Origin of the sequence: Pseudobdellovibrio sp. HCB154 (assembly GCF_046267985.1) — a bacterium.
GTDB lineage: Bacteria > Bdellovibrionota > Bdellovibrionia > Bdellovibrionales > Bdellovibrionaceae > Pseudobdellovibrio.
Genome location: NZ_CP176530.1, coordinates 3328716 through 3355581 on the forward strand (window position 1 = coordinate 3328716; position 26866 = coordinate 3355581).

The window sequence follows — 26866 nt, forward strand, 5'->3', positions numbered from 1 at the left end:
AGGCGTTTCGTACACACCAGCAATAGGTTTTTTCTGGACTATCAAATCTTGCAGCGTCTGCTTAAGCTTGGTTGTAGAAATCAGAAAATTTCCGGACAACTTCTGTGCACTTGCATTTGCACACATCAGAAAAACAAAAATTATTGATAGACCTCTACATGTTTTTTTAATTTCGTCCGATGAAAATAAACGTTCCATGTTTTTTAACATATGAATCCCTCGTGGATAAACTATTCGGTAGAAAGAAATTTTTATGAAGTGCTTTCAAAAAAGATTTATAAAGTATTTTAGCCAAAAATCCGAGGAAAGTGTGAAATTTTTTATCAGAATTTTTGCACTTTGTTTGTTTACGATTTTCTGTCTAAGTTTTTACAGTTTAAAACATCTTTCATCTGAATATAACATCAAACAATTCTTTCCAAAGAAGCACGCGCTGTTAGAGCAAGAGCGCCGCGTGGTGGCTCATTTTAAGTTACAAGAAAAATCAAGCTTGGTGATGATCTTAGAGAACAAAAATCAAGCGCCGTGGTTGAGTCAAAATTTGATTACACAGTTGCGTGATTTTGCGACCGATATGGAGTCAGAAAATTCTGTAAAAACTCTGTACAGTTTAGGAAAGATTCAAGGAACCTTCGAGGTAAATCAGGATTTATATGTCGGAGATTTGTTTGCGCAAGTCCCCGTAAAATACTGGAAAAAAATGATCGCGTCACATCCGATCGCTAAACCAAATCTACTATCAAAAAATAACAAACAAACATTATTTGTTGTAGAGCTGACAGACAATACACCTGAAAAGATGCAGGCCTTTCAAGCCTATGTGGATGGTTTACTTAAAACTAAATATAAAAATATCTCAGCTGAATACGCTGGTGTTCCCTTATTACAAAACGATGTCGCTAAACTTTTAAAGGCGGAATTAATTCGTTCGGTGATTTTTGGCGTGCTCGTTTTTATCGGTGTATTAATGACTATCTTTGGTGGTTGGTCAGGCTTAGCTTTATCGGTAGCGAATTTAGTTTTCGTCAATATCATAAGCCTTGCGATGCTGGTGCTTTTTGGCATTAAGCTTGATGTCTTATTATCAACGCTTCCGGTGTTAGTGAGCTTAATGACAATTTCATTAACTGTGCACATCTTACTGCGCGTTGCTAAAGTTCCTGAATACGCAAGCCCTAATCTAAAAACGAAGTTTCTAGGTATAATCGAAAACTTACGTTCACACTTTTTAGAATACTTTTTAGCGACACTTATGCCGGCGATCGGCTTTTTAATGTTAATGACCTCTGATATCGGTATTATTCACAAATATGGCCAATCCGTTTCAACAGTCATTGTATTAAGCTGGTTTTTATCTCAGCTATTTATGATTCCCGCTTTATTGTTTTTACCTAAAGTTGATCTGCGTTCATGGTCGTCACAAAAAGCTTTCTGGAGTTTACGTCTTTTAAAATACAGTCGCTCCGTCATGGCCACGACATATAGTTTGTTGGTGTTTGGTATCGTCGGCTTTTTCTTTTTAAACTGGAATACCCGTTTATTTGACGATCTTCCAAAAGACAGCGCGACTCGTATTAACACTGAAAAAATCGATTCAACATTCGGTGGAACAATCCCTGTTTCAATTGTGCTTTTTGGCAGTGAAAAAACTTGGGTTGATCCACAAGCGATGAAAAAGCTGGATTTACTCTCTAAAGATTTAAAAAAATTAAACTCTGTGGGCTCAGTGATCACCACAGCTGATTTATTAAAAAAATCTTCGCTTAAAGGTTCACGCCTACCAGCCTCAGCTGCTGAAGCATCAGAATCACTTTTTTTATTTTCAATGGCTGAAAACGATCCGACCGCATCTTATTTAAACCAATTAAATCATTTAACGCGTTTAGAGTTACGTTTAAAAGATGCTCCCTTCTATACGCAGCAAAAAGATTTAGAACAATCGAGATACTTAATTCAAAAACACTTTCCAGGTATTCGTTATAACATTTCTGGAATGGGAGTAAGCGCTCACCAATTAAATTCTGAGATGTCGAAAGAATTAATTTTTAGCTTCTGGCATGCGATTGTCGTGATCGGTTTTATTTTAGTTTTTGTATTTCGCTCGTACAAATGGGCGCTTGTGGCCTGTTTACCAAATTTAGTTCCACCACTTGCGTTAATTGCGATTTTAGCTGCGTCGCGCACTCCGATTAAACCAAGTGTTGCCATTATATTTTCAATTGCGATTGGCTTAGCGTTTTCTAATACGGTGTACCTATTGGGAAAACTTAAAAAAGTAATTAAAGAAAAAAATCTCGTAGACTATTTACCTGTGAAGTCTATGCTGATTTCCGAGATGATTCCGTGCCTACTGGCTACAGTGTTGGTGGCTTCAGGATTTATCGTATTTACATTTTCGTATTTTGAAATGAATAAGATTTTTGGAGTTTACATGATCCTTTCAATTTTTGCCGGTGCTTTTGCTGATTTACTTTTCTTACCGTCATTTATTAAACGTTATCCAAACTTTTTATTAAAAAACCAAACTATGGCTCCGCCAAAAATGATCACAGCCACAACAGCTTCGTTTCTGCTGTTACTGGTGTTTGCGCAAAAATCTTTTTCAGCAACGCTTGATGTGGATTCATTATTAAAAAAATCAAAATCATTAATTGCCAGTAAAGATGACGTGGCGGATGTCACAATGAAAATCATTGAAAAAGACGGCACTGTTAAAGAACGTTCAATGCAGATCAAACGTAAGTTTGGCGCAAAGCACATGACTCTTGTGCGTATGAAATCACCAACTGATTTAAAAGGAACGGCACTTTTAAATGTGATTGAAGATGGCGAAGAAAACCAATGGCTGTATTTGCCTTCAACAAAGCAAGTCCGCCGTATTATGGGAAATCAAAATAAAAAAGCTGGAGTTTTAGGCTCTGAGCTAACTCCAGAAGACTTAGACATCACGACAGTGAAAGGTTCTAAGGCAACATTGCTTAAAGAAATGAAAGTGAATAACCAAGATTTTGCTCTAATTGAAATTAAATCGAATTCAAACACGACTGGATATTCAAAAGCTTTAGTTTTAGTTTCGTTGAAAACAAGTTTGCCAGCTCGTTTAGAGTACTACGACAAACAAAACAAAGCCGTTAAGCGTGTGGATTTTGAAAACTATGTGCAAGTTGGTGGAGCATATCGCGCTCAGTCAATCAAGGTGCGCAATTTAGTTAACAAAAGAGGCACAGATTTAATTCTTTCAAATATTAAATCAAACTCTGGCTTGTCTGAAGACGAGTTTTCACAGCGCGCCTTATCACGAGAGTAAAAGCACTAAAAAGTTTGTTTCTGCAGAATTAACCGTGGTAAATTCTATCTCTTAAAAGAGAGAGGTCTTTACCAAGGAATTACTATGTCAGAAATCATGTTACAAAAGATTCAAGATCTTGAAAAAAGAAACGACCGTGCCTTTGCTGGCGGCGGTGCGGATAAAATTGCTAAACACAAACAAAATGGCAGATTAACAGCACGTGAGCGTGTTGAAGTTTTACTTGATCCAGGTAGCTTCGTTGAAACTGACCGTTTCATGACTCATCGTTGTACTAACTTCGGTATGGAAAAAAATAAAGTTCCAGGCGACGGCATCATCACTGGTTACGGCCGCATCAACGGAAAGTTAGTTTATCTTTCATCACAAGACTTCACTGTTAACGGTGGATCGATGTCTCGCACACAAGCGAACAAGATCTGCAAAGTGATGGATTTAGCTCTTAAAAATGGAGCTCCATTTATTTCAATCAACGATTCAGGTGGCGCGCGTATCCAAGAAGGTATCGAATCACTTGGCGGTTACGCTGACATTTTTACAAGAAACGTAACTTCTTCTGGTGTGATTCCACAAATCACAGCGATCATGGGCCCATGCGCTGGTGGTGCGGTTTATTCTCCGTCAATCACTGACTTCGTATTTATGGTTGAAAACACATCTTACATGTTCGTAACTGGTCCTGATGTTATCAAAACAGTAACTCATGAAGATGTAACTAAAGAAGAATTAGGTGGCGCTGTTACACACTCACAAAAATCAGGTGTGTGTCACTTCACAGCGAACGACGATAAGCATTGTTTACTTCTAATTCGCGAATTAATGAACTTTATCCCATCTAATAACTTAGATGATTCTCCAACTTTAGGAACTAAAGACAGCCCAGACCGTATCGTTGAAGCTTTAAATACTTTAATTCCTGATAACCCGAAAAAACCTTACGACATGCTTCAAGTTATTTCTGAAGTTGTGGATGAAGGTTACTTCTTAGAAGTTCACAAAAACTTCGCGCAAAACGTAATTGTAGGTTACGCGCGTATGAATGGTCGTCCAGTAGGTATCGTTGCCAACCAACCACAAATCTTAGCAGGTTGTTTAAATATCGATGCTTCAAGAAAAGCGGCACGTTTCATCCGTTTCTGTGATGCTTTCAATATTCCAATTATTTCATTCGTTGACGTTCCAGGTTTCTTACCGGGCCGTGATCAAGAATGGAATGGTATTATCACTCACGGTGCAAAACTTCTTTACGCTTACGCTGAGGCGACTGTTCCTAAAATTACAGTGATCACTCGTAAAGCTTACGGTGGTGCTTACATCGTTATGGGTTCTAAATTATTACGCGCTGACGTGAACTTAGCTTACCCTTCTGCAGAAATCGCAGTTATGGGTGCTGAAGGTGCGGTAAATATTATTCACCGTGAAAAAATCGCTAAAGCAGAAAATCCAGCTGCGGAACGCGCAAAATTAACGGCTGAATATGAACAAATGTTCTCGAACCCTTATGTGTCTGCAGATCTTGGTTACACTGATGAAGTGATCGAGCCTGCATTAACTCGTAAACGTATTATTGATTCGTTGGAAATGCTTCGCAATAAACGCGACACTAATCCACCGAAAAAACACGGAAATATTCCTCTGTAGGTTGGGCGTTAAATGAAAACTATGCACTCACACGAAATTTCAACACCACAGAACGCCCCGTTCAAAAAGATTTTAATCGCTAACCGCGGTGAAATCGCAATTCGTGTAACTCGCGCTTGCCGTGAGTTAGGAATTGGAACGGTTGCTGTATTCAGTGATGCTGACCGCGAAAGTTTACACGTATTCTTAGCCGATGAAGCTTACCACATTGGACCAAGCCCATCGAAAGAGAGCTACTTAAACTATAAAAAAATTATCGAAGTTGCTAAAGCCGCAGGTGTTGATGCCATTCACCCTGGTTATGGTTTTTTATCTGAAAATCCGATCTTTGTTCGCGCTTGTAAAGAAGCGGGAATCACATTTATCGGCCCAACTCCTGAAAACATGGAATCAATGGGAGATAAATTATCTGCCAAAGCTTTAATGAAAAAAGCCGGTGTTCCCTTAGTTCCAGGTTCTGATGGCGGTGTAGAAACTGTTGAAGAAGCTTTAGCGATCGTTAAAAAAATCGGTTTACCTATTATTATCAAAGCCACTGCCGGCGGTGGTGGTAAAGGTATGCGCGTTGTACGTCATGAATCAGAAATTGAAAGCGCATTCCGCGCTTGTCGATCTGAAGGTCAAAACTACTTCGCAAATCCTACGGTTTATATCGAAAGATTTATCAACGATCCGAAACATATCGAAATTCAAGTGTTCGGTGATACGCACGGTAACGTTGTTCACTTATTTGAACGCGAATGTTCGGTACAACGTCGTCACCAAAAAATCATCGAAGAATCTCCATCTCCATCTGTTCCGATGGATGTAAAATTAAAAATGGGTGAAGCGGCCGTTCGTGCTGCTAAATCAATTGGTTACGTTGGTGCTGGTACGATCGAATTTATCTTCGATAACCAAACTAAAGAATTCTTCTTCATGGAGATGAACACTCGTCTTCAAGTAGAACACCCGATCACAGAACTTGTTATCGGCGTTGATTTAGTGAAAGAGCAAATCTTTGTCGCTAAGGGACAACCACTTAGCTTTAAACAAGAAAACATCAAACAAAAAGGTCATGCGATCGAAGCACGTATCTGCGCTGAAGATCCAACGACATACAAACCATCTCCGGGACAAATTCGCGCTTGCCGTCATCCGCAAGGCCCGTTCTTACGTATCGATTCATACGCGTACCCTGGTTATGAAGTACCTATTTACTACGATCCAATGATTGCGAAAGTAATTACTTGGGGTGATACACGCGAAGAAGCTATCGATCGTATGCAACGTGCTTTAGCTGAGTTCGTATTAACAGGTATTAAAACAAATATCGTTTTACACAGAACAATCTTAGGACATGAAAAATTCTTAGATGGTTCATACACAACACAGTTCATTGAAAAGAACTTTGAAGTGTTAGAGCCGCAAATGTTCCGTGAAGTAAATGATAAAGTTTTCTTAATCGCTGCAGCGATCACGGCTTTTGAAGACCGCAAATCAAAAGACGTTAGAAGATTCAACGTGCGCTCTAACTGGCGCTCATTAAGCCGCAAGATTGCATTAAGAACGTAAGGATTAACGAATATGTATTTTGAAGCAGAACTACAAGGTAGAAAATATAAAGTCGATGTCCATGAAGAACGTCATTCTTGGAAGGTATCTTTACAACTTGAAGGCCAAGACTGGAAACATTACGACGTTTCTAAAACTGACTTTCAACACGCTGAAGAGTACGTAAGCTTTCTTTTTGAAGGAAAGTCTTACTTAATCGACGTATTAGGGCAAGATACTGAATACACAGTATTCGCACGTAACTCGTTCCGTACGATTAAAATCTTCAATGATGAAATGTTACTTCATGAATCTCTTAAAAAAGGCGGCGGTGCTGGTTCAAATGTTGAATTAAAAGCCGGCATGCCTGGTAAGATCATCGAGATCTTCGCTAAAGAAGGTGAAGTGGTTAAAGCGGGTAAACCTCTACTAATCATGGAAGCCATGAAGATGGAAAATGAAATGCGCGCATCAAGCGATGTTAAGATCAAGCAGATCTGCGTAAAACAAGGCGACTCTGTTGAAAACGGAGCTGTGCTGATTAAGTTCGAAAAACCTTCTTAGGTTTTTTTGAATTTCATTTTGAATCAAATAAAAAAACCCAGCCTTATAAGCTGGGTTTTTTTATGACCTTTGCAGATCTTTTTAAAATTTGATTTTGATAAAGTATCAAATTTTATTGCTAGCTTTAAATTATAAAGCTGAGAAATTTCCTAACCCGTCGATGTGATACGAGTAAGATTGTGTCTCTTTTTTCAAGATTGTTGAAACTGTCCAGTTAATGTTGATGATCATTCCTGCTAAAGGATTTTCTGATGTTCCTTTATTGTAAACTGACTCAACTTGGGCTTGAACATTGAATGTGTATAAGTAGGCTGTTGTAAATTCTTGGGGTTCAACCGATACGTAACCGATGTACTTACCTTGTCCCTTATAGCTGCCACCCGATAGATAAATAATTTTATAAACCAGCTTTGCAACGGTCACGCCGTATAAGTTTTTATAACTGATTTCATAGAATTTAGCTTTTGGATTACTCCAACCCTCTAGCTGTTGCCACGCTGTAATATTTTGTGGAACCGCTGTTGCTTTTTGTTGTTTGTAGTTTGCAACTGGCTTTCCTTTTTCAAGAACGTTCCAGATTTTTGTTCCTATATTAATGATTTTATCGACGATAATTTCAACTTTATTTAACTTACCAATAGCTTGATCTAAAGGATCTCCGCCTAGTTGATCGCCAAAATTAATGACGTCACCTGCGGCTTGTTCTTTTTGAAACTGCACATTTTCAAAATTGAATTTGCCGTGGTTTTTTTGTTCGTATTTTTCTGTGACATCTTGGACTTCCACATTCAGTGTAGTCAGTTGGTTAACCATGTCAGCCGTAAGATCGCGACTATCGAGTGATTGCGCGTTGGCTATGAAAGGCAAAGTTAAACTTGCGAGAACCATAATCGTTAAAAACTTCATACATTCCCCCTATGGATGTGGCTGCAACATATGAAGACTGTATATTTTAAGCAACAATTTTGGGCAGGTTTGTAAAGAAACCAGGTTCGTACAAAAGTTTGTCACCACTGGCATGCCCAATGCTTTTATAACTGGTTTTACGAGGGAATGTGGAACCAACAAAGCCTAACAGTAATTTGACAGCGCTTAGTTTGAAACTGACTCGATGGCTTTCTTTAATCATTTTTTTACTCTCTTTACTGGCTCTTGTTGGCTATGTTTTTGAGGTCCCGTTTTTAACAGGGGCCGTAGCGGGTTTTCCCGAAATGCGCCCGTCCACCGCCACGGGATTATTAGTTTTAGCTTTTAGCTTTTTTTTAACATCATTAAAAAACCGTTACCGTTTTTTAATTTCACTGAGTGCTTTGTTCTGTGTAGTTCTGGGAAGTTTTACCTTAGCGGGGCACTTTTTACCTTTTCCAGGCCTTCCCGCGTCTCCACAATCCGCTTTGAATTTCGTTCTCTTCGGTACAAGTCTTCTGATTTACACCTTTTTTACGCGCTTTATTCGCGTGGCTCAGATCTTAATTCTGCTTGCCGGAATCAATGCTGAAATTGCTTTAACGGGTTATATTTTTAATGCCACTGAGTTTTATGGATTTCCGTCCTATGATCGTAAAATCGGCATGGCAGTTCAAACGGCTGTCTGCTTTATTCTTTCAGCTGTGGCCCTAGTTTGTTCTCGCCCTGGAGTTGGAATGACTCAACTCCTATTTCGTGAAAAATCGCGTAGCGGAGCTATTGCGAGAAAACTATTCTTAACGATTATTTTTGGCCCCTTTGTTATCGGCGCCATTACCCACTTTGGATTATATTTAGGGCTTTACCGAGACCGTATTCATGATGCTTTATTTGTTTTGATTTTTATCACTTTGATTGTAAGAACCACGTGGCAATCAGCCAAACAATCTGAAATAGAAGAGTTACGCGCAGAAAAAGCCCTCGAAGAAAAACAACTTTTTGAATCATTTGTTGAAAACTCTCTGGATTTTGCAGCTATTACCGGAACCGATAATCTACCTAAGTATTTAAATCCAGCTGGACGTCATATGGTTGGTCTTTCTACCGATTACCCGATCGAAAACGCTTCAATCACTGATTTTTACATGCCTGAAGATCGCAGTTATGCAATTAATGTTATTAAACGTTCGGTGAATGAAAACGGCCGATGGCAAGGCGAAACCACTCTGCGCCACTGGAAAAGCAATAAACCTATACCCGTCTGGCATACGGCCTTTCTTATTCGCGATAAAACCAGCAAAAAAATTCTTGGCACAGGATCGATCACGCGTGACATGACCTACCGCAAGGCTTTAGAAGATGAATTACGTTTGTCTGAAGCTAAATCTTCGGGAATCATTTCGATTTCATCAGATGCCATCATTTCAATAGACCAAGATCAAAATATTATTTTATTCAACGAAGGCGCTGAAAAAATTTTTGGTTACAGCAAAAAAGAAATGATGGGGCAAAAGCTGGATCTTCTTATTCCCGAAAGATTTCACATCGGAGAACGTGGCTCCACCATTTACGGCCGCAGGAAAAATGGCGAAGAATTTCCGGCTGATGCCGCAATCTCGAAAATTGATGTTGGCGGAAGCCAAATTATGACTGTAACTTTGCGTGATATTACAGATCGCGTACGCATTGAAAAAGCCCAACTGTTTTTATCCGAAGTCAGTGCGGCTTTGGCCGAAGGACTTATTTTAGAAAGCACCTTACAACGCTTGGCCGAACTTGTTGTTAAAAATTTATCAGACTTCTGCATTTTAGAAATTGCCTGCGATAATGACGAAGAGTCGCTTCTTAAAATTGTCAGTAAAAAAGTTACTCAAGAAAACAAATGTGAAGACTGCATTAAGTTAGCAGAATTAGTAAAATCTTCTCCAAGTGCTTTTTCGCAGCTTATCTTAAAAAGTAGACACCCGTTCATGATAGAACAGATTCGCGAAGAACATCTGACATTACTTTCAAGTAGCGAAGTGCAGCTGCAAACTTTAAAACATTTACATTTTAATTCGCTTTTATCAGTACCCATGATGGCGCACAATAAATTTATCGGCACTCTCGTGTTAGTCTCGACATCGCCAGAACGGCAGTATCATGATAATGATCTGCGGCTAGCCGAAGAGTTGGCCTCGCGCGCTGCTCTTTCAATTGAGAACTCTCATCTTTATAACCAGGCTAAAAATGCCATCGCTACTCGCGAAGATATACTCGCTGTTGTTTCGCATGATTTAAAAAACCCTTTAACGGCGATTAAACTTATTGGTCAAACGTTGCAGCTATTAGAAGCGCCTGATAAAGCCACCTGCGACCGGCTCGCTGCTAAAATTGAAAGTTCCGCGCGGCAGATGCAGGTTCTTATTGGTGATCTGTTAGATTTTGCTAAAATTGAAAGTGGCACATTTGCAGTCGCACAAAAATCAGAACGTTTGTTGGATGCTGTTCGTGAAACCGTTGAATCTATGCAGGTACAGGCTGAAGCCAAACAGCAAAGTTTAATTAACAACCTTTCTAAAGATTTACCCCGCGTGAACATTGATCTTCCGCGCATCGCACAGGTTGTATCAAACCTTGTCGGTAATGCTCTTAAATTTACGCCGGCTGGAGGCCGCATCAGCATTTCTGCAAAACCACGCAAGTTTGATGTTTTAGTTTCAGTTTCAGATACAGGCACGGGAATTCCTGCAGAAAATTTAGCAAAAATTTTTGATCGTTTCTGGCAAGCTGAGGCCACAAAAAATAAAGGCAGTGGCCTTGGGCTCTCTATCGCCAAGGGTATCGTGCAAGCCCACGGCGGAAAAATCTGGGCTGAAAGTCAGGTGGGTGTAGGAACAACGATTCATTTTACTTTGCCCTTAGCAACCAAGGCTTCTATTGAAAGTGATAACGCTATGTCTAAATCATCACCCTCTGAACCCTTAGACCTTTCACAACCGGTTCTTAAAGGTGCAAAAATCTTAGTTGTTGATGATTCGCCAGATAATTTATTTTTAATAAAACATTTATTAGAAAGTATGGGCGCTGAAGTAACTGTCGCTGAAAGTGTTAAATCAGCTCTATCAAATATTAAATTTTCTATGCCGCATATTTTATTTACTGATATCGAAATGCCTGAAGAGACGGGTTATGACTTACTTTCACAGTTACGTCATTCAACAGATGTGAAAAACAAAACTCTTCCGGTGATTGCGCTGACAGCCCATAGCCATGATCAAGAAATGAGCCGTATAAAAAAAGCGGGCTTTGATTTTTATTTATCAAAGCCCATCAACATAGAAAAAATGATTTCTGCGATATTACAATTTGCGAAGCACTAGTACGTTACGTAATAAGTTAGATCTTGCTTAATAACTCTTGTTTTTTAGCGTCGTACTCAGCTTGTGATAAAGCGCCTGATTGATACAATCTGTGTAAATCTTCAATCGCTTTAGAAACATCTGCCGACTGTGCAGAAATAGAAGATGATGAAACCGAGCCTGCCGCATTTGATACAGTCGTTGCGTCACCAGAAAGTCTGTTAAATAAAACTTTCATTTCTGATTTCCAAACTTGAAAGTAATTTAAATCTGGTGGTTCTTGGTTGATGACAACACTTTCAGCGATCATATCGTGAAGTGTTTGGCGTTTCGCCGTAAATAGATTCATCAGATAACCAATACATAAAACTAAACCCGATAAAATGCTGCAGAAATATCTGATATAGGCTTGTTTTAACGTTAAACGATCGCCCGACTCAGAAAGAACAACCATGCCCATCATGGCTTTACCTGGAGTTCCTTTTAAGGCTGAGGCTTCAAATACCGGTTTATAAACTAAACCTAAAATAATTCCGCCGACGTAAGGAAGTAACATTCCTAAAATCCATGCTGGAATCAGCATAATTAAACCATCTAGAAACGAAGCAACAAATCTTCTCCAAAAACCTGAATATACCATCTAAGACCCCTTAGTTTTCAAAACTTTCTGATAATGTTTTTTTCTTTTCGAAAAATCCTACAACAACAATAGAAATTTCATACATCACCCACAAAGGTACCATAAGTAAAATCATACTTAATGCATCCGGTGGAGCTACAACTGCTGACACGGCCGTAATACCTACAACAGCGTATTTCTTTTTTTCTTTTAAGAATCTTTGTGACACTAAACCCATCATGCCTAAGAAAGTAATCACTACCGGCATTTCAAAAGTTAGCCCGAAAACTACTGCCGTCTGAGTAAAAAACCCTAAATAATGATCGATAGTAATCATTGGTTTGTCGATATCGCCACCAAAGGTCATTAAAAATTTAAACGCCATCGGAAGAACTACGAAGTAACTAAAAAGTACGCCTAAGATAAATTGAAGTGTTCCAAAAAAAATAAAACCGGTCGCCATTTTCTTTTCGTTACGATAAAGCGCCGGCGAAATAAATTTCCAAAGTTGATATAACCAGAAAGGGGCTGAAACAACCAAGCCCGCCACAAACGCGATTTTGATGTGCGCCATGAATTTATCAATTGGGCCCGTAAAAACTAAACCGCCATTTGGTAAGTATGGCTGAATCGGTTTACGGATAATATCAAAAAGCTTTTCGCTAAAACCCCAGCACAAACACATTCCAAAAAAGATCGCAAACGCAGCACGCGTTAAACGAAAGCGTAGCTCGCCGATATGTTCGATCAACGACATGTTTTTTTCATCATCTTGATTAGGATTTTGATTCATCTGATTTTTCTGCAGCCACTTCGTCTAAATTTTTAACCGGTGCAGATTGCGTCGGTTGCTGGCCTTGAGCCTGTTGTGGCGGCGGTTGTGTTTTGAGTAAATCAGATGGCTTGAATTCCGCTTCACGTTTTAATTCATCGAACACACCTGAAGTGCTACGACGAAGATCATTAAACATGCGGCCAATATTGCGCATTACTTCCGGTAATTTTTCCGGTGGAATCACAATGATAAGGATTATTCCAAGAATAACCAAATGACTAAAACTCATGTATTAAGTTTTAGCTTAGGCTTTGTTAACTTTCAATTGTTCTTTTGGCAGGGTCACAATACCCATTTGATTGAGTTTTTCACGGGCGACTTCAGATCCAGTTTTCAAATACTTGTCATATAGCCTTAAAACGTTCTGGTCGGCTTGCACCGCAGATTTTTCGCTCATATAGCTTAGCACTTCAACAAACTCTAAAAAACGCTTAGAAAAGGTTTTATACACTTCGCTTAAGTGATCTTCTTTAGTCCAGCTTGCTAAGTTAAAATAAGCCGCCGAACCCATTTCAGAATAGTAATCAATATCAACTAACTTCTTTTGCAACGAATCACCAAAAAAGCCCGCCGTGTATAATGACCGGTCGGCTAAACTTTTCATGATTTCTTTTTTACGTGTGTTTTCAGAATTCATGGCCACTAAATACATTTCAGCCAAGGTTTTTGGCGGATTTTCTGTCTGATCGTTATGTGTACTTTGTGGGGTAAATAAATTGCGTGAATCAAGATAGTGTTTAAGCATATGAACAAGATACGTTTCCAAATACGGAAACGACTTTACTTTTCTTTGCTCTAAAGCTTCCTTTAGCGCTTCGGAAAAATGCTGTTCAGGCGAAATAAATAAAAATCCCATCTTGATATGCTTATCGGCCTTGATCTAGTCGTGCTTAACCTGAAAATGGCGCCCAGCTGCAATTCCCGGCTAAAGTCTGGTTAAAATAGACTTAAACCTGTTTCAAAATAATCCGATAAGGACATATGCTGAATTACGGGCCGCTAAAATCTTTATTCCTCTCAGATGACATGAGCGAAATCATGGTGAATTCGTGGGATCATATTTTCGTTGAACATAAAGGTTGTCTCGTAAGAACCGCTGCGCGCTTTATGGATGCGCGTGAATTTCAAGATTTAGTTTTTGCCATTTTATTAAATGACAAACATGACTACAGTAAAACTTATTCTTTCGACGGAATTTTACCTGAGGGTCATCGTTACAACATCACCTTGCCGCCGTTAAGCCCGAGAGGGCCAACTTTAACGATTAGAAAATTTTTAGAAAAGAATTTTTCTTTAGATCAAATGATTGCTTCTGAATTTATGTCTGATAAAACAGCGCGCTTTTTAAAGCTGGCCGTTGAAGCTCGTTTAAATATCGTGGTGTCTGGCGGTACAGGTACGGGTAAAACTTCATTCTTAAATACTTTAGCCAGCCTTATTCCCGAAGATCAGCGTGTGGTTTCGGTTGAAGATACGCAAGAGCTTCGCCCAACACATGTGAATTGGATTTATTTAAAAACCGTTAAAGGCGAAAAAGGTACCGTAACTGCGCGCGATTGTGTATTCAATGCCCTTCGCATGCGCCCTGACCGTATTATTGTTGGCGAATGCCGTGGTTCAGAAGCATTTGATATGTTGCAAGCCATGAACACAGGTCATGAAGGCTCAATGACTTCAATTCACTCGAATTCTGCGAATGATTGCTTGGCACGTTTAGAAACTTTAATTAACGTCGCCAACCCTGATATGCCGCTTAAAATGGTGCGCACACAAATTTCTGAAGCAGTTGATTTAATTGTTCAGTTAAAACGTTTGCCAGATGGGCGCCGTCAAATTTCAGAAATTATCGAGCTTACCGGAATGGAAATCGATATCATTACCCGATCACCGATCTTTACCCGCAACAAAACCGGAAAGCTCGATGTAACAGGTTATGTTCCGGATGTGATTCAAAGAATTAACTATTCGGCGAAAAAGATTTCGCCGCAGTTTTTTGATCCCAACACCCAGCTTAAAAAATCAAGTTAGGCTGTCTTTTTTCCTACAATACTTGTGATATGTGGTTGGCTGAATAGTCTTTCGGCCACACGCTTAACATCTTCTGATGTAATGCTGTTGTAAACTTTGTCGATATGCAGTGATTCGTTAAAATCATTTCCATAAAAATCATCAAAAGCAATCGTGTTACAGAGAGCTGATTTTCTTTGTAAGCCAATGTCGTTTTGACCGATTAAATATCTTTTTGCACGATCAAGTTCACCTTGTGGCACAAGCGTGCTTCTGATTTTTTCAAATTCTGCATGAAACATTTTAATCGCTTTATCAACTTTATCCGGTGAACAGGCGATGTAGCCTCCGAAATAACCGCACTCTAAACTTTCCATGCGAATCGGAGAAACTGAATACGCTAATGAATTTTTATCACGAAGCTCTACGAATAAACGGCCGCCTTGGCCGGCCATGATTGCCTGAATCACATGAAGCGCATAACGATCGCGATCTGTGATATCAATGCCCTGCCAACCCACGATCACGTGTGATTGTTCTTTGTTTTTTTCAGTAAAATATTTTTCGTTTTTTACGATTGGTTTGTAGTCTACTTTTTTAAGTAAACGTGGCGAGCGGCTAAATTGTTTTTCTAAACGCTCAATGCTATCCATCCATGTTTTTTTATCAAAATCACCGACAACCACAGCGAGCATATTTTTTGATGATTTAACTGTATTTAAATAATTAATTAAATCTGGTGCTGTAATATTGTTTGTCGTTTCAATCGTGCCTAATTGATCAAAAGACACCGGGTGATTGGGAAACATGTTTTTAACAAACTGTTTACCGCATAAATACGACGGCTGGTCTTCTTTGGCGTGAATTTGGCGCTGCATAGCTTGGCGCTCACGATCAATAATGCCCGGAACAAAATCAGGCTCTAAGAATAGTTCTTCCATAAGGCCAACGATTTTGCCTTCGAAAGGTTTCATATAATCTAATGAAAAGCCCACGGTGTTTTTACCACTAAACGGAGAAAGGCCCGCGGCTGATTCTTCGATCATTTGTAAGATCTGATTTTCAGATCTTTTCTTTGTGCCGCCCAGCCAAGAACGGCCCAAAAGTTCAGACAAGCCCATTTTATCAGGCGATTCGATACGAGCGCCACCACCTAAAAGTAAACGTGCCGAGACTGTTGGAATTTCTTGTGATTTTTCAAAAATCACACGCGTTCCATGGCTGGTTGTCATCACTTCGATAGCTGATTTGTCGGTTTTTTTAATGTCTTTAAAAACAATTTTTGGAATTTTAGCCGGTTTATTTTTTGTTTTCGGGCGTTTTTCTTTTTTCTGCGACTCGATCAAGTTTAACCAGCATTTGTGTGAATCTTTAAGTAGCTTTTCAAATTCTTTTTCTGGTTGTGGTCCTAATACAGAATAGCTGGCTACTTTAGGGTCTAAATATTTTTTAGCTACTCGCATCACATCTTTAGGTGTGATTTTTTGAATCGTTTTTAAATATTTTTCATGGGCCAAACTATCATTCATATAAAATTGCGACGAGCCAATTTTGCTCGCGATGCCATCGACTGTTTCAATTGAATAAAACTGTTCTGAAGAAATGTTGATAATTGATTTGCGAATTTCTTCCCAAGAAACTTCTTCGTTCTTAATTTTTTCAATCTCGTGATAAATACCTTCAAAGGCGATCTTTGGATCTTGTTCTAAAACTTTAAAACTTAATGCCAATAGGCCTGGATCTTGCGGTGTGTAGCTGTAACTTGAAACACTACTTACTAAACTTGATTGCAGGCGTAACTTAGAAAATAGACGGCTTGTTTCACCTTGGCCTAAGACCATAGCCATCACATCAAGCGCTGCCACGTCTTTGTGTTTAATCGACGGCGCTGGAAAAGCTAAGTTAAAATTACTTTCTTTTAAATCTTTGTGTTTAACTTTGTAAGTTACTTTTTTAGCTTTCGGCTCAACAACACGCTTAATTTTTTTAAGTTTATACGGCTGAAATGAAGAAAAATATTTTTCAACATTTTCGCGCATTGCTTTTTCTTCAAAGTCGCCGGAAATAATTAAACACATGTTCGACGGAACATATCTTGATTGATAAAAGCTTTTTAATTTTTTAACAGGCCAAGATCTGACGTTTTTTTCATAACCAATGACCGGAATGCCGTAAGCATGTTTTTTAAAAATCGAGCTAAATAACAATTGCGACGACTGGCGGCCCGGAGAATCTTGGCCCATTTTAATTTCTTCACAAACAACTTCACGTTCGCTGTGAGTTTCGTCAGGATCAAAAGTCGGATGCCCCATCATTTGTGACACTACATCTAGGGCCACATCTTGGAATGTTTTTGAAATCGTGACATAAAATACTGTTTGATCAAACGACGTATAGGCGTTTAATTCGCCGCCAGAGGCCTCAACCAAGGACGCGATTTCACCTACTTTAAACTTCTGTGTACCTTTAAAAACCAAGTGTTCGATAAAATGAGAGATGCCCTCTTCACCTTTTTTCTCGTCGGCGCTTCCGGTTTTAACCCACATCTGCACGCTGACCACAGGAGATTTATGGCTTGGAATAAGGATCACTTTAAGCTTGTTTTTAAGTTGAAATTTAATCTGTTTCATCTATAACTTTCCTTTATGTCTGCGTCTGAACAATTTGGAATCTACATTCATATCCCATACTGCATTCAGCGCTGCTCGTATTGCGACTTCGCTACCTACGTACAATCCGAAATTTTAAATCCCGAAAGATACGTAGCTTTAGTCAAAGAAGAAATCCCTTTACGAAAACACTATTTTGGTTTTTCGCCAGACACCGAAAAAAAATTAAATACAGTGTACTTCGGAGGCGGTACTCCGAGTTTAATTTCTTCTGATTTAATTGTAGGCCTGATTTCTGAACTCAACAAGCATGGCTTAACAACTGGTCCTGATGCAGAAATCACCATTGAAATAAACCCTGCGACAATTGACGAACGTAAAATAGAACATTATTTATCGGCTGGGGTTAATCGTTTTAGCGTGGGCGCACAAACCTTTCATGATCGTCTATTGAAAATGGTTAAGCGTGAACATAATGCTAAGCAAACACTTCAGACTTTAGACCTGCTGAAGCGCTACAAATTAAACTTTTCATTCGATTTGCTTTTTGCGTTACCCACACAAACTGTTGAAGAGCTTAAATCCGATGTGGAAATGGCTGTGGAAATTGGCTCGTCCCATATTTCACCTTATTGCCTGACTGTTCCAGAATCGCACCCGTTGTCAAAAAATCGTCCGCTTGAAGATGAACAAGTTGAGATGTTTGATATCATTCATCAACACTTGACCGCAAAAAACTTTAATCGCTACGAAATTTCGAATTACAGTTTGCCGGGCAAAGAATCGCGCCATAACCGCTTGTACTGGGACGATCACGCCTATTGGGGTTTGGGACTAAGTGCCCACTCTTATTCAAAAACATCTGAATGGGGTCACCGTTTTTGGAACCCGAACAATATTGATGTTTACGAAAAACAAATTCGCAGTGAATTATCTGTGCTGCCTGATAATCAAATTGAACGCCTTGAAAAACATCAAGCGCTTACCGACTTTTGTCATACCTCACTGCGCGTTGCAGAAGGGCTTTCTTTGGCTCGTTTAGAGACTAAATTCGACGCGCAGGCGAGCGCTAAAGCTCTAGAAATCGCGCAGCCGATGCTTCAACATGGGCTAATTGCACTAGAAAATAATCATTTAAAGCTCACGCACAAAGGTGTGCTTATTAGTAATCAAATTTTTGAAAAATTCACGTTTTTAGCCAGCGATATTTCAGAGTAAAAAATCTGACCCTTTCGCATTGACATTTTCTATATAAAACTCACACTTTAAGGGTTAATATTTTGAATATGCGAGGACCCTATGGCAGATGAAAAAAACAATACTCAAAACGGCGCGGAAGCCAGCGCTGAAGGTAACGCGACTGTTACTCCAATCAAAAGTGATTTAGAGCAAGCTCAAGAAGAGACTGCTAAATGGAAAAACGAATATTTATATTTACGTGCTGAATTTGATAATTACAAAAAGCACGCCATTAAAGAAAGATCTGATCTTTTAAAATTCGGCATCGAACGTATCGGCCGCGATATTTTAGAAGTAATGGATAATTTTGAACGCGCTTTACAAACAAAAGTTTCAGCAGAAACTGTGCAGACGTTTAAAAGTGGCGTTGAAATGACGGCGAAAGAATTAAAAGAAACTTTAAACAAACACGGCATTTCTGAAGTGCCGAGTGAAAATCAGCCTTTTAATCCACAATTTCACGAAGCGATCAGCGCTGAACCAACAACGCAAGTGCCTGAAGGGCACATTACAAAAGTTTTCAAAAAACCTTATAAACTTCACGACAAAGTGATCCGTATGGGTCAAGTTGTCGTAGCAACAGCCCCTAAAGCGTAACTATGAGCAAAAAAGATTTTTATCAAACACTGGGTGTTACCAAATCCTCTTCTCCTGAAGAGATTAAGAAAGCTTATCGCAAATTAGCGATGCAATATCATCCGGATAAAAATCAGGGCAACAAAAAAGCTGAAGAAAAGTTCAAAGAAATTTCTGAAGCCTATGAAGTTTTAAGCGACGCTGAAAAGAAAAAAAATTATGATATGTTTGGCCACGCTGGCGTGAATGGTAACCCCTTCGGCGCAGGTGGAGGAGCACAGGGTGGAAATCCTTTTGGCCGTGGTGGTGGAAACCCCTTTGGTGGCGGTTTTGGCCAAGCTGATATTAACGATCTCTTCGGCGATATCTTCGGCGAAGCTTTTGGTGGCGGAGGCGCGCGTACACGTTCGTCATCTTCATCTTCACAAAGAGGCTCTTCTCGTAAAGGGGCCGATCTTCGTTACACTTTATCAATTACTTTTGAAGAAGCCGCGAGCGGCACAGAAAAAGTCATTAGCTTTGTTCGCCAAGTCGGCACTAAAGAAGAAGCCGCTAAACTTTCTGTAACGGTTCCTGCGGGCGTTAAAGAAGGTCAGCGTTTAAAATTATCAGAAGAAGGCGACAAGCCGTCTTCTGGCTCGGCCGGCGATCTTTACGTAATCATCAGTCTTCAAGAGCATTTATTATTCAAACGCGAAGAAGCTGATGTGATGTTGGATCTTCCGGTGAAATACACAGAAGCCATTTTAGGAACTGAAATTGAAATTCCGACTTTAACAGGCAAAGCCCAAATTAAAATTCCAGCGGGAATCTATTCAGGCCAAGTTTTGCGTTTAAAAGGCAAAGGCTTTCCGCGTATCGGTGGTATCGGTAATGGCGACATGTTGGTTCGTCTTTTAGTCGATACTCCGCAAAAAACAAACAGCCGCCAAAAAGAACTTCTTGAGGAGCTTAACCGCTACGCTGAAGAAACGCCGCTGGTAAAAACTTATAAAGAAAAATTAGAAAATCTATTGAGGTCTCGTAAATAATGAAAAAAATAATCGCAACGTTAGCCGCACTAGCTGTATTTCATGGTTGCACAAGCACCCCTTCAATTCAGACTTACCACAAAACTATTCCTTCGAAAAAAAATGAATACGCAGCTATTGAAAAAGAAAACACTCAATCGGCTCCTTCCACAATTTACAGCCCGTTTCCAGCCGCTGTAGCCGCAACACCGCAAACAGCGATCGTTTCAGCGCCACAACCAGTTGTTGTGGTTCCAGAGGTTAAAAACTTTGATTTTAATGAAGAGAAAAAAGAAAAACCACGCTCTTCTGTGAGTTACGATTCTGATGCACAAAAAATCGGTGTGATTCTTCCGATCACAGGAAAAAATGCAAGCCTTGGTCAGCGCGCCTTAAACGCCATTCGTTTAGGTCTTGGCCTTGACGATAAAAGCAATTTTCAATTGGCCATTTACGATAGCCAAAGTAATCCAGACCTAGCTTCTCAGGGTGTAGAAAAACTTTTACGCGACGATCATGTGGTGGCGATCTTGGGCGGTTTAAGCTCTAAAGAAGCTCAAAACATTTCTGCTAAAGCTGAATTCTTTCAGGTTCCGTTTTTTTCGTTTTCACAAAAATCAGGCTTAACAACAGAGGCTGAATACACTTTTAGAAATTCTGTAACCCCTGAAATGCAAGTGGCCAGACTTTTACAGCATGCTTTTAAAAATTTAAATGCCAAACGCTTTGCCATTCTTTACCCGAACGATGCGTACGGAACTGAGTTTGCCAATAAATATTGGGATTTAGTTTTAGCTGGTGGCGGTGAAGTTGTTGCCGCTCAAGCCTATGACCCTAAAGACACTAATTTAGATATTTATGTCAAAAAACTTGTAGGCACTTACTACGTTGACGCCCGCTCAGAAGAGTATCAAGCGCGCCAAAAAGAAATCGCCGATAAAAAGAAAAAACAAAAAGAGTTAGAGCCTAATAAAAAGAAAAACACGCGCGAACACGAAACACAAGAAAACATCTTGCCTCCGATTGTAGATTTCGATGTGTTGTTTGTTCCTGATAGCGGAAAAGCTTTAGGTCAAATCATGGCATTTATGAAAAATAACGACGTGACACAAATGACCTACCTGGGAACAAATCTTTGGAACACGCCAGATTTATACCGCCGCGTAGGAAATAACACGAGTAACGTGTTTTTTGTCGATGCCAACCTGTCTGTTGATGACCAAAAGAAATCGGATTTTCACAGCAAATATGTGACTAAATACGAAGAAGAGCCAACGATTGTTGAAGCGCAAATTTATGAAGCTGCTAAAATCCTTAAAGACGCCATTGGCAGCAGCTCTATCAGCCGCAGCTCGTTAGCTTACCAGTTAGGTATTTTAGGCCGTAAACAGGGCGCCTACAGCGAAATACGCATGAATAACAACCACGAGATCGAACGCCCGCTACATATCTTCAGCCTTACTGAAGGCGCTATTCAAAAAACCGAGTAAATTTGTTTTGATCTGCCCACGGCAGACCCTTCTCTTAACAATTCGGCCTTGCTTTTATAAAACAAGGTCGACTTTAGTCCAAATTAGCTACGATTTAAGAACATTCTGCGACTTTTTTCACCGACCGCTAACCGCTTTTTCCCCCACTTGCATCCAATGTCCAAGAGCTAGCAGATAGTCTAGTTGGGAGGGTTTCGATGAAAAAGGATTTTTTATCAGAACAAACGGTTCAAGTGTGCAGAACAAAACTTTTAACTTTTAAAAGTAATATTCTGAATCAAATGAAAACTATGGCTGCGGATTTTAATCTAGTCGATAAATCCCGCGGAGACGAAAGCGATCTGTCGGCGGCTCATCAAGAAGAGCATAATTTTTTAATCGCCCAAACAAGAATGAAGACCCAATTATTAGAAATCGAAATGGCTCTAGGCCGCATCGAAAGCGGAAACTACGGGATCTGCGAAGAAACCGATGAGCTGATCGAGACTGAGCGTTTACTAGCCATTCCTTGGACACGCCTGAGCATTGAAGGGGCAGAAATCCGCGAGTCGCAAACAAAAAAAGCAGGCAAAGGTTATCTTGCTTTTTGATTCTACAAATTACAGATTTCGCGTAAGAATCTGAACAGCTTTTTACGCGGTGTTTTTTGATGACAGAAATCCCTCTTTAAGTGAATTATCGCGCCAGATTCGGATGTGTTTCAACATTTCAACTGGCGAATGTCAGTGAGGGGGATTTGGTGAAAAAAACCGACAACGTAGAAGTTTTAAATATGTCGCCAGAACTGACTATCATCAGAGATTCATTACTATTGCAGAAAAGCGAAATCTTAAATCGTGATAACGAGTTTAAGTTAGCGCAATTAGATGTTTCAAAACTTTCTGATGAAGGCGATCAAACAGCTCAAGAACAACAAAATAATATTTCAATTCAACTTCATGAACGTGAGAGAAAATCTCTGGTTCTTATTGAAAAAACTCTTTCAAAATTTGCGAATGGCACCTACGGTGAATGCGAATCTTGCGGAGAGGAAATCTCTATCAAGCGTCTTCAAGCTAGACCTTTGACTCCTTTCTGCATCAACTGCATGGAAGAGCACGAAGAGCATTCGCAAAATTCAGGACTATTCCAATAAGCGGTCGTTTAATTCCAGCCTAAAGTATCTATGAAAACTCAAGGTTTTCTCACGGAATGAGACCCGCTGACATGGATGTCAGTCTTGTTTTTAACAAATTTTTAAAATCCAGACTTAAAATCATTCAAGCTGATTCATTTTGCTCCGATGAGTTTCTTAAGAAACAGGAGCCGACATGACTTTTGATAATCAACCAGTTGAAGTACCACAAACTCTACCGATGTTACCAGTAAGAGATATCGTTGTATTCCCTTACATGATCATCCCATTATTCGTGGGTCGCGAATCATCGATCAGATCAGTAGAAGATGCTTTAGCTAAGAATCGCCTTATCTTTTTAGCTTCGCAAAAAGATATCGCTGAAGAAAACCCTACACCAGACACAATTTACAAAGTTGGTACTGTAGCGAAAATTATGCGCATGAGAAAACTTTCTGATGGCCGCGTAAAAATCCTTATCCAAGGTGAAGCGAAAGCACAAATCACTTCATTTACTAAAACAACTGGTAGTTATGAAGTGGCTATTGAAAAAATCGAAGATAAAAATACGGCAACTACTCCTGCAGAAATTGAAGCTTTAGTTCGCACGGCAAAAGAGTCGATCGAAAAAATCATCGCTCTTGGTAAAGCTTTATCTCCTGATATCTTATTAGTATTAGATGATGTTACTGATCCAGGTCGCATCGCTGACTTAATCGCATCTAACTTAGGTGTGAAAGTACAAGAAGCTCAAAAAGTTTTAGAAACAACTGACGCTAAAGAACGCCTCTCCCTAGTGTGCCAAATTTTAGCTTCTGAGTTAGAAGTATTACAAGCTCAGGCTAAATTACGTGGCAACTCTCGCGAAGACCAACACAAAAATCAACGCGAAAATTTCTTACGCGATCAAATGAAAGCTATCAAATCTGAGTTAGGTGAAGGCGCCGCTCAAGATTCTAAATCTGAAGAGATGGAAGAATTACGTAATAAATTAATGAATGCTGGTATGCCTGAAACAGTTCAAGCTGAAGCATTAAAACAATTAAACCGTTTAGAGCGTATGCATCCAGATGCTTCTGAAGCAACTATGGTTCGTACTTACCTAGACTGGATGGTTGATCTTCCTTGGAATAAATCTACTGAAGATATCCATGATCTAGCTCATGCAAAAGCAGTTCTAGACGACGATCACTATGAATTACAAAAAGCTAAAGACCGCGTAATGGAATTTTTAGCTGTAAGAAAATTAAAAACGACAATGAAGGGTCCTATCTTGTGTTTTTCTGGTCCTCCGGGCGTAGGTAAAACATCTTTAGGTCGCTCAATTGCAAAAGCAATGGGTCGTGAATACTTCCGTATCGCACTTGGCGGCGTAAAAGACGAAGCTGAGATCCGTGGTCACAGAAGAACATACGTTGGAGCTATGCCAGGTAAAATCGTGCAAGCTTTACGTCAATGTAAAACTAAAAATCCGGTTATCGTGTTAGATGAGATCGACAAAATGGCTTCTGATTTCAGAGGTGACCCAGCTTCTGCAATGTTAGAGGTGTTAGATCCAGAACAAAACACAACTTTCCGTGATAACTATTTAAATGTAGATTTCGATTTATCGAAAGTTCTATTCATCGCGACAGCTAACGTGGTTGAAAATATTCCACCAGCTTTACGTGACCGTATGGAAATGATCTACATCCCTGGTTACACAGAGAATGATAAATTATTTATTACTAAAAAACATTTAATTAACAGACAGATGGAAGCCAACGGTATCACATCAGACAATATTAAATTCACTGATGAAGGTATTAAGTTCTTAATCGCAGGTTATACACGCGAAGCGGGCTTACGTAACTTAGAGAGAGAAGTTGGTTCTGTTTGCCGTAAGGTAGCTAAAAAAGTTGTTATGAACGAATCCAATTTCGTAGAAGTAACAGCGCAAACTGTGCCTGAGTTATTAGGTCCTCCACGTTTCTTACGTGATGACAAAATGCTTGAGCCACAAGTTGGTGTAGTTCAAGGTTTAGCTTGGACTCAAGCCGGCGGTGAAGTTCTTCTTATCGAAGCACTTAAAATGAAAGGTAAAGGATCTATGATGCTTACCGGTCAATTAGGTGATGTGATGAAAGAATCGGCTCACGCGGCAATGTCTTATGCTCGTGCTCACATGGACGAGTTAGGTATCGAACAAGAGATGTTTGAAAAATTTGATGTTCACGTTCACTTACCAGCAGGCGCTATCCCTAAAGATGGTCCTTCAGCAGGTATCACGTTAACAACAGCTTTAGTTTCTTTATTAACTGGTACGCCAGTAAGAAACGACATCGCAATGACTGGCGAAGTGACTTTACAAGGTCGCGTATTACCAGTAGGCGGTATCCGTGAGAAGTGCTTAGCGGCTCTTAACTTAGGAATCACCAACGTGATCATCCCTATGGCTAACGGAAAAGATTTAGAAGACATCCCACAAGTTTTCAAAGACAAGATGAATTTCATCTTAGCAGAAAACTTAGACGAAGTTTTCGCTGTAGCTTTCGAAAAATCTGATCGCTTCACGAAAAACAAGCCAAGCGCTAAAAAAGATCCAAAAAAAGGATCGACGAAGTCAGCTGCAGCTTAGTTCGTAATTAAAAATTAAGTTAACAAAAAGCCTGGATAGAAATATCCGGGCTTTTTTATTAGTTAATATTGTTTATTTAAGTAAACGCCGACTAACTAATTTTTACATTTAGAGTGTGCGCTCGGTTCCACAATAAAACCGCTTCTCATTTCGATTTCATTTAGTAGTTACTGCGTTTTCAATTACATTTTTTTTTCGTGCCTCTATTTTAAATTTCCACAGCATCATTTATAGACAGCCATCTATGCGATCACTGTCTGTACTTTTACTTTTTATTTCTCAATTTGCCTTCGCCCAATCTGAATATTCTTTTAAACAAAGATATGTTGGTGAATTTCAATTTATTCAAGAAGACCAATTCAAAACTGTAAACAACCTTTCACCCTACCAGCGCAAATCTTTCGACATGAAAGCGATTGAAGCTGAATACGAAATCCAACTTAATCCTAATAATAAGTTTGAATTTGAAGTTGAATACGAACACGGCGGTGTGGGTTCTGCGGTTGAGTTCGACAACTTTGAAGAGTTCGGTGAATTTGAAACTGAAGTTGAAAAAGGTGGTGAGGTTGTTGTCTCTGAAGCCTTCTTACTTAAAAAGATTACACCAAGAACAGAACTTTACATCGGCAAATCCCCGGTTGCGATTACTTTAAATAACGCAATCAACTCTCCCCTGTTATATAGTTCAAATGCACCTTCACAACTAGAAGCCCGCATTTTACCCCAAGAGTGGAATGAGATGGGTGTGCAATCACGCACGCGTTTAGGTGATTTCAGCATCTACGCTGGTATCGTGAGCGGATTAAATTCTGAATTTTTTCGTAAATACAATTGGATCGGTGGCGGTTACCAAAAACAATTCGAAAATATTAACGCCGATAATTTAGCTTACACAGTAGGTTTAGAGTTTGGCGATGTGGTTTATGGCCGCGGCATCAGCGTTCACTATTACACAGGCGATACACAAAACAATCGTTATAAATTAGATAAGTTAATCGTTCCTGCCACAGTCAATGTATACACAGCTCTTTTGCAATGGAAGTTCTTTGACCGTTTAGGAATTATGACTGAACACGTAAAGGGCTCTTTGCAAAATTCTGAAGAAGTCGCTTTAGCCAACGCGACCTTAAGTGGAGCAGCAAAGCCAAAAAGCTTTGCGGCTCTTGGTTCTAAAGCTGACTTACAAATGTATCAGTTAAATTTTGATGTGACTGAATCTGTAAATGTTTTTAGCCAATACGAACACGTAAATACTTTTGCGGCCACTGAAGGAACAATCACAAAAGATCCAAGATATGAAGTGATTCATAACGGCTACGGTCTATCGTACAAGATGGACGAAATCACTCATATCAAAATGCATTATTATAAAGAAAAAACAAAATTAGACGGTCTTCCTGAAACTAAGCACTTTGTTCTTAGCTTCAATATGGATACCGGCGAATTCTAAAAGGAGAA

The 26866-nt window shown here is 39.5% G+C and carries 20 protein-coding genes; 14 read left to right on the forward strand and 6 right to left on the reverse strand.

The window, feature by feature from the left end; translation table 11 throughout:
- The first annotated feature begins 310 nt into the window (after window positions 1–310).
- From ACKWCF_RS15855 to ACKWCF_RS15870, 4 genes are all read left to right on the forward strand, one after another.
- A complete protein-coding gene (locus tag ACKWCF_RS15855) occupies window positions 311–3307 on the forward strand; it encodes an outer membrane lipoprotein-sorting protein (protein WP_409478583.1) in 2997 nt (998 codons plus the stop codon).
- A gap of 84 nt (window positions 3308–3391) precedes the next feature.
- Window positions 3392–4948, forward strand: coding sequence for an acyl-CoA carboxylase subunit beta (locus ACKWCF_RS15860; RefSeq protein WP_409478584.1), 1557 nt, complete (start codon window positions 3392–3394; stop codon window positions 4946–4948).
- A gap of 12 nt (window positions 4949–4960) precedes the next feature.
- Window positions 4961–6502 carry an acetyl-CoA carboxylase biotin carboxylase subunit gene (gene accC / locus ACKWCF_RS15865; protein ID WP_409478585.1) on the forward strand — a complete coding sequence of 514 codons (1542 nt, stop codon included), beginning with the start codon at window positions 4961–4963 and terminating at the stop codon, window positions 6500–6502.
- 12 nt (window positions 6503–6514) lie between these two features.
- The gene (locus ACKWCF_RS15870) at window positions 6515–7045 is read left to right on the forward strand and encodes an acetyl-CoA carboxylase biotin carboxyl carrier protein subunit (RefSeq protein ID WP_409478586.1); all 531 of its coding nucleotides are present in this window, start codon (window positions 6515–6517) and stop codon (window positions 7043–7045) included.
- 129 nt (window positions 7046–7174) lie between these two features.
- Here ACKWCF_RS15870 and ACKWCF_RS15875 read toward each other — a convergent pair whose 3' ends face one another.
- Complete coding sequence (locus ACKWCF_RS15875; RefSeq protein ID WP_409478587.1) at window positions 7175–7951, reverse strand: hypothetical protein; 777 nt, start codon at window positions 7949–7951, stop codon at window positions 7175–7177.
- A gap of 305 nt (window positions 7952–8256) precedes the next feature.
- Between ACKWCF_RS15875 and ACKWCF_RS15880 the strand changes: the two genes are divergently transcribed.
- Entirely contained in the window at window positions 8257–11313 is a 3057-nt protein-coding gene (locus ACKWCF_RS15880; protein ID WP_409478588.1) for an ATP-binding protein, read from the forward strand.
- A gap of 16 nt (window positions 11314–11329) precedes the next feature.
- Here ACKWCF_RS15880 and ACKWCF_RS15885 read toward each other — a convergent pair whose 3' ends face one another.
- From ACKWCF_RS15885 to ACKWCF_RS15900, 4 genes are read right to left on the reverse strand one after another with little or no spacing between them, the layout of a single operon-like run.
- Window positions 11330–11932, reverse strand: coding sequence for an RDD family protein (locus tag ACKWCF_RS15885; protein ID WP_409478589.1), 603 nt, complete (start codon window positions 11930–11932; stop codon window positions 11330–11332).
- Window positions 11933–11942: 10 nt separating this feature from the next.
- Window positions 11943–12704, reverse strand: a complete 762-nt coding sequence (gene tatC, locus ACKWCF_RS15890) for a twin-arginine translocase subunit TatC (protein WP_409478590.1) — start codon at window positions 12702–12704, stop codon at window positions 11943–11945.
- On the reverse strand, window positions 12688–12975 hold the full coding sequence (locus ACKWCF_RS15895) for a twin-arginine translocase TatA/TatE family subunit (protein ID WP_409478591.1): 288 nt from the start codon (window positions 12973–12975) through the stop codon (window positions 12688–12690). The genes tatC and ACKWCF_RS15895 overlap by 17 nt, the downstream gene beginning before the upstream one ends.
- A gap of 15 nt (window positions 12976–12990) precedes the next feature.
- Window positions 12991–13602, reverse strand: coding sequence for a hypothetical protein (locus tag ACKWCF_RS15900; protein ID WP_409478592.1), 612 nt, complete (start codon window positions 13600–13602; stop codon window positions 12991–12993).
- A 125-nt stretch (window positions 13603–13727) separates the two neighbouring features.
- On the opposite strand from ACKWCF_RS15900, the gene ACKWCF_RS15905 reads away from it, so the two are divergent.
- Window positions 13728–14774 (forward strand): CpaF family protein, encoded by a 1047-nt coding sequence (locus ACKWCF_RS15905; protein WP_409478593.1) that lies wholly within the window; start codon window positions 13728–13730, stop codon window positions 14772–14774.
- Here the strand turns inward: ACKWCF_RS15905 and ACKWCF_RS15910 are convergent.
- A complete protein-coding gene (locus ACKWCF_RS15910; protein ID WP_409478594.1) occupies window positions 14771–17383 on the reverse strand; it encodes a M16 family metallopeptidase in 2613 nt (870 codons plus the stop codon). The genes ACKWCF_RS15905 and ACKWCF_RS15910 overlap by 4 nt on opposite strands.
- 15 nt (window positions 17384–17398) lie before the next feature.
- On the opposite strand from ACKWCF_RS15910, the gene hemW reads away from it, so the two are divergent.
- The 8 genes from hemW to ACKWCF_RS15950 all read left to right on the forward strand — a co-directional run bounded on the left by hemW (window position 17399) and on the right by ACKWCF_RS15950 (window position 26858).
- On the forward strand, window positions 17399–18580 hold the full coding sequence (hemW, locus tag ACKWCF_RS15915; protein ID WP_409478595.1) for a radical SAM family heme chaperone HemW: 1182 nt from the start codon (window positions 17399–17401) through the stop codon (window positions 18578–18580).
- An 81-nt stretch (window positions 18581–18661) separates the two neighbouring features.
- Window positions 18662–19198, forward strand: a complete 537-nt coding sequence (locus ACKWCF_RS15920; RefSeq protein ID WP_409478596.1) for a nucleotide exchange factor GrpE — start codon at window positions 18662–18664, stop codon at window positions 19196–19198.
- Between the two features lie 2 nt (window positions 19199–19200).
- Complete coding sequence (locus ACKWCF_RS15925) at window positions 19201–20208, forward strand: DnaJ C-terminal domain-containing protein (RefSeq protein ID WP_409478597.1); 1008 nt, start codon at window positions 19201–19203, stop codon at window positions 20206–20208.
- Entirely contained in the window at window positions 20208–21677 is a 1470-nt protein-coding gene (locus tag ACKWCF_RS15930; RefSeq protein ID WP_409478598.1) for a penicillin-binding protein activator, read from the forward strand. The genes ACKWCF_RS15925 and ACKWCF_RS15930 overlap by 1 nt, the downstream gene beginning before the upstream one ends.
- A 197-nt stretch (window positions 21678–21874) precedes the next feature.
- Entirely contained in the window at window positions 21875–22267 is a 393-nt protein-coding gene (locus tag ACKWCF_RS15935; protein ID WP_409478599.1) for a TraR/DksA family transcriptional regulator, read from the forward strand.
- Between the two features lie 149 nt (window positions 22268–22416).
- Window positions 22417–22812 carry a TraR/DksA family transcriptional regulator gene (locus tag ACKWCF_RS15940; RefSeq protein WP_409478600.1) on the forward strand — a complete coding sequence of 132 codons (396 nt, stop codon included), beginning with the start codon at window positions 22417–22419 and terminating at the stop codon, window positions 22810–22812.
- Window positions 22813–22987: 175 nt separating this feature from the next.
- Entirely contained in the window at window positions 22988–25408 is a 2421-nt protein-coding gene (gene lon, locus ACKWCF_RS15945; RefSeq protein ID WP_409478601.1) for an endopeptidase La, read from the forward strand.
- Window positions 25409–25652: 244 nt separating this feature from the next.
- Window positions 25653–26858 carry a hypothetical protein gene (locus ACKWCF_RS15950; RefSeq protein ID WP_409478602.1) on the forward strand — a complete coding sequence of 402 codons (1206 nt, stop codon included), beginning with the start codon at window positions 25653–25655 and terminating at the stop codon, window positions 26856–26858.
- Window positions 26859–26866 lie beyond the last annotated feature (8 nt).

Excerpts from the sequence above, each read along its gene's own strand:
- ACKWCF_RS15860 (WP_409478584.1), top strand. The coding sequence starts at position 3,392 with ATGTCAGAAATCATGTTACAAAAGATTCAAGATCTTGAAAAAAGAAAC.
- accC (WP_409478585.1), top strand. The coding sequence starts at position 4,961 with ATGAAAACTATGCACTCACACGAAATTTCAACACCACAGAACGCCCCG.
- ACKWCF_RS15870 (WP_409478586.1), top strand. The coding sequence starts at position 6,515 with ATGTATTTTGAAGCAGAACTACAAGGTAGAAAATATAAAGTCGATGTC.
- ACKWCF_RS15875 (WP_409478587.1), bottom strand. The coding sequence starts at position 7,951 with ATGAAGTTTTTAACGATTATGGTTCTCGCAAGTTTAACTTTGCCTTTC.
- ACKWCF_RS15880 (WP_409478588.1), top strand. The coding sequence starts at position 8,257 with ATGCGCCCGTCCACCGCCACGGGATTATTAGTTTTAGCTTTTAGCTTT.
- ACKWCF_RS15885 (WP_409478589.1), bottom strand. The coding sequence starts at position 11,932 with ATGGTATATTCAGGTTTTTGGAGAAGATTTGTTGCTTCGTTTCTAGAT.
- tatC (WP_409478590.1), bottom strand. The coding sequence starts at position 12,704 with ATGAATCAAAATCCTAATCAAGATGATGAAAAAAACATGTCGTTGATC.
- ACKWCF_RS15895 (WP_409478591.1), bottom strand. The coding sequence starts at position 12,975 with ATGAGTTTTAGTCATTTGGTTATTCTTGGAATAATCCTTATCATTGTG.
- ACKWCF_RS15900 (WP_409478592.1), bottom strand. The coding sequence starts at position 13,602 with ATGGGATTTTTATTTATTTCGCCTGAACAGCATTTTTCCGAAGCGCTA.
- ACKWCF_RS15905 (WP_409478593.1), top strand. The coding sequence starts at position 13,728 with ATGCTGAATTACGGGCCGCTAAAATCTTTATTCCTCTCAGATGACATG.
- ACKWCF_RS15910 (WP_409478594.1), bottom strand. The coding sequence starts at position 17,383 with ATGAAACAGATTAAATTTCAACTTAAAAACAAGCTTAAAGTGATCCTT.
- hemW (WP_409478595.1), top strand. The coding sequence starts at position 17,399 with ATGTCTGCGTCTGAACAATTTGGAATCTACATTCATATCCCATACTGC.
- ACKWCF_RS15920 (WP_409478596.1), top strand. The coding sequence starts at position 18,662 with ATGGCAGATGAAAAAAACAATACTCAAAACGGCGCGGAAGCCAGCGCT.
- ACKWCF_RS15925 (WP_409478597.1), top strand. The coding sequence starts at position 19,201 with ATGAGCAAAAAAGATTTTTATCAAACACTGGGTGTTACCAAATCCTCT.
- ACKWCF_RS15930 (WP_409478598.1), top strand. The coding sequence starts at position 20,208 with ATGAAAAAAATAATCGCAACGTTAGCCGCACTAGCTGTATTTCATGGT.
- ACKWCF_RS15935 (WP_409478599.1), top strand. The coding sequence starts at position 21,875 with ATGAAAAAGGATTTTTTATCAGAACAAACGGTTCAAGTGTGCAGAACA.
- lon (WP_409478601.1), top strand. The coding sequence starts at position 22,988 with ATGACTTTTGATAATCAACCAGTTGAAGTACCACAAACTCTACCGATG.
- ACKWCF_RS15950 (WP_409478602.1), top strand. The coding sequence starts at position 25,653 with ATGCGATCACTGTCTGTACTTTTACTTTTTATTTCTCAATTTGCCTTC.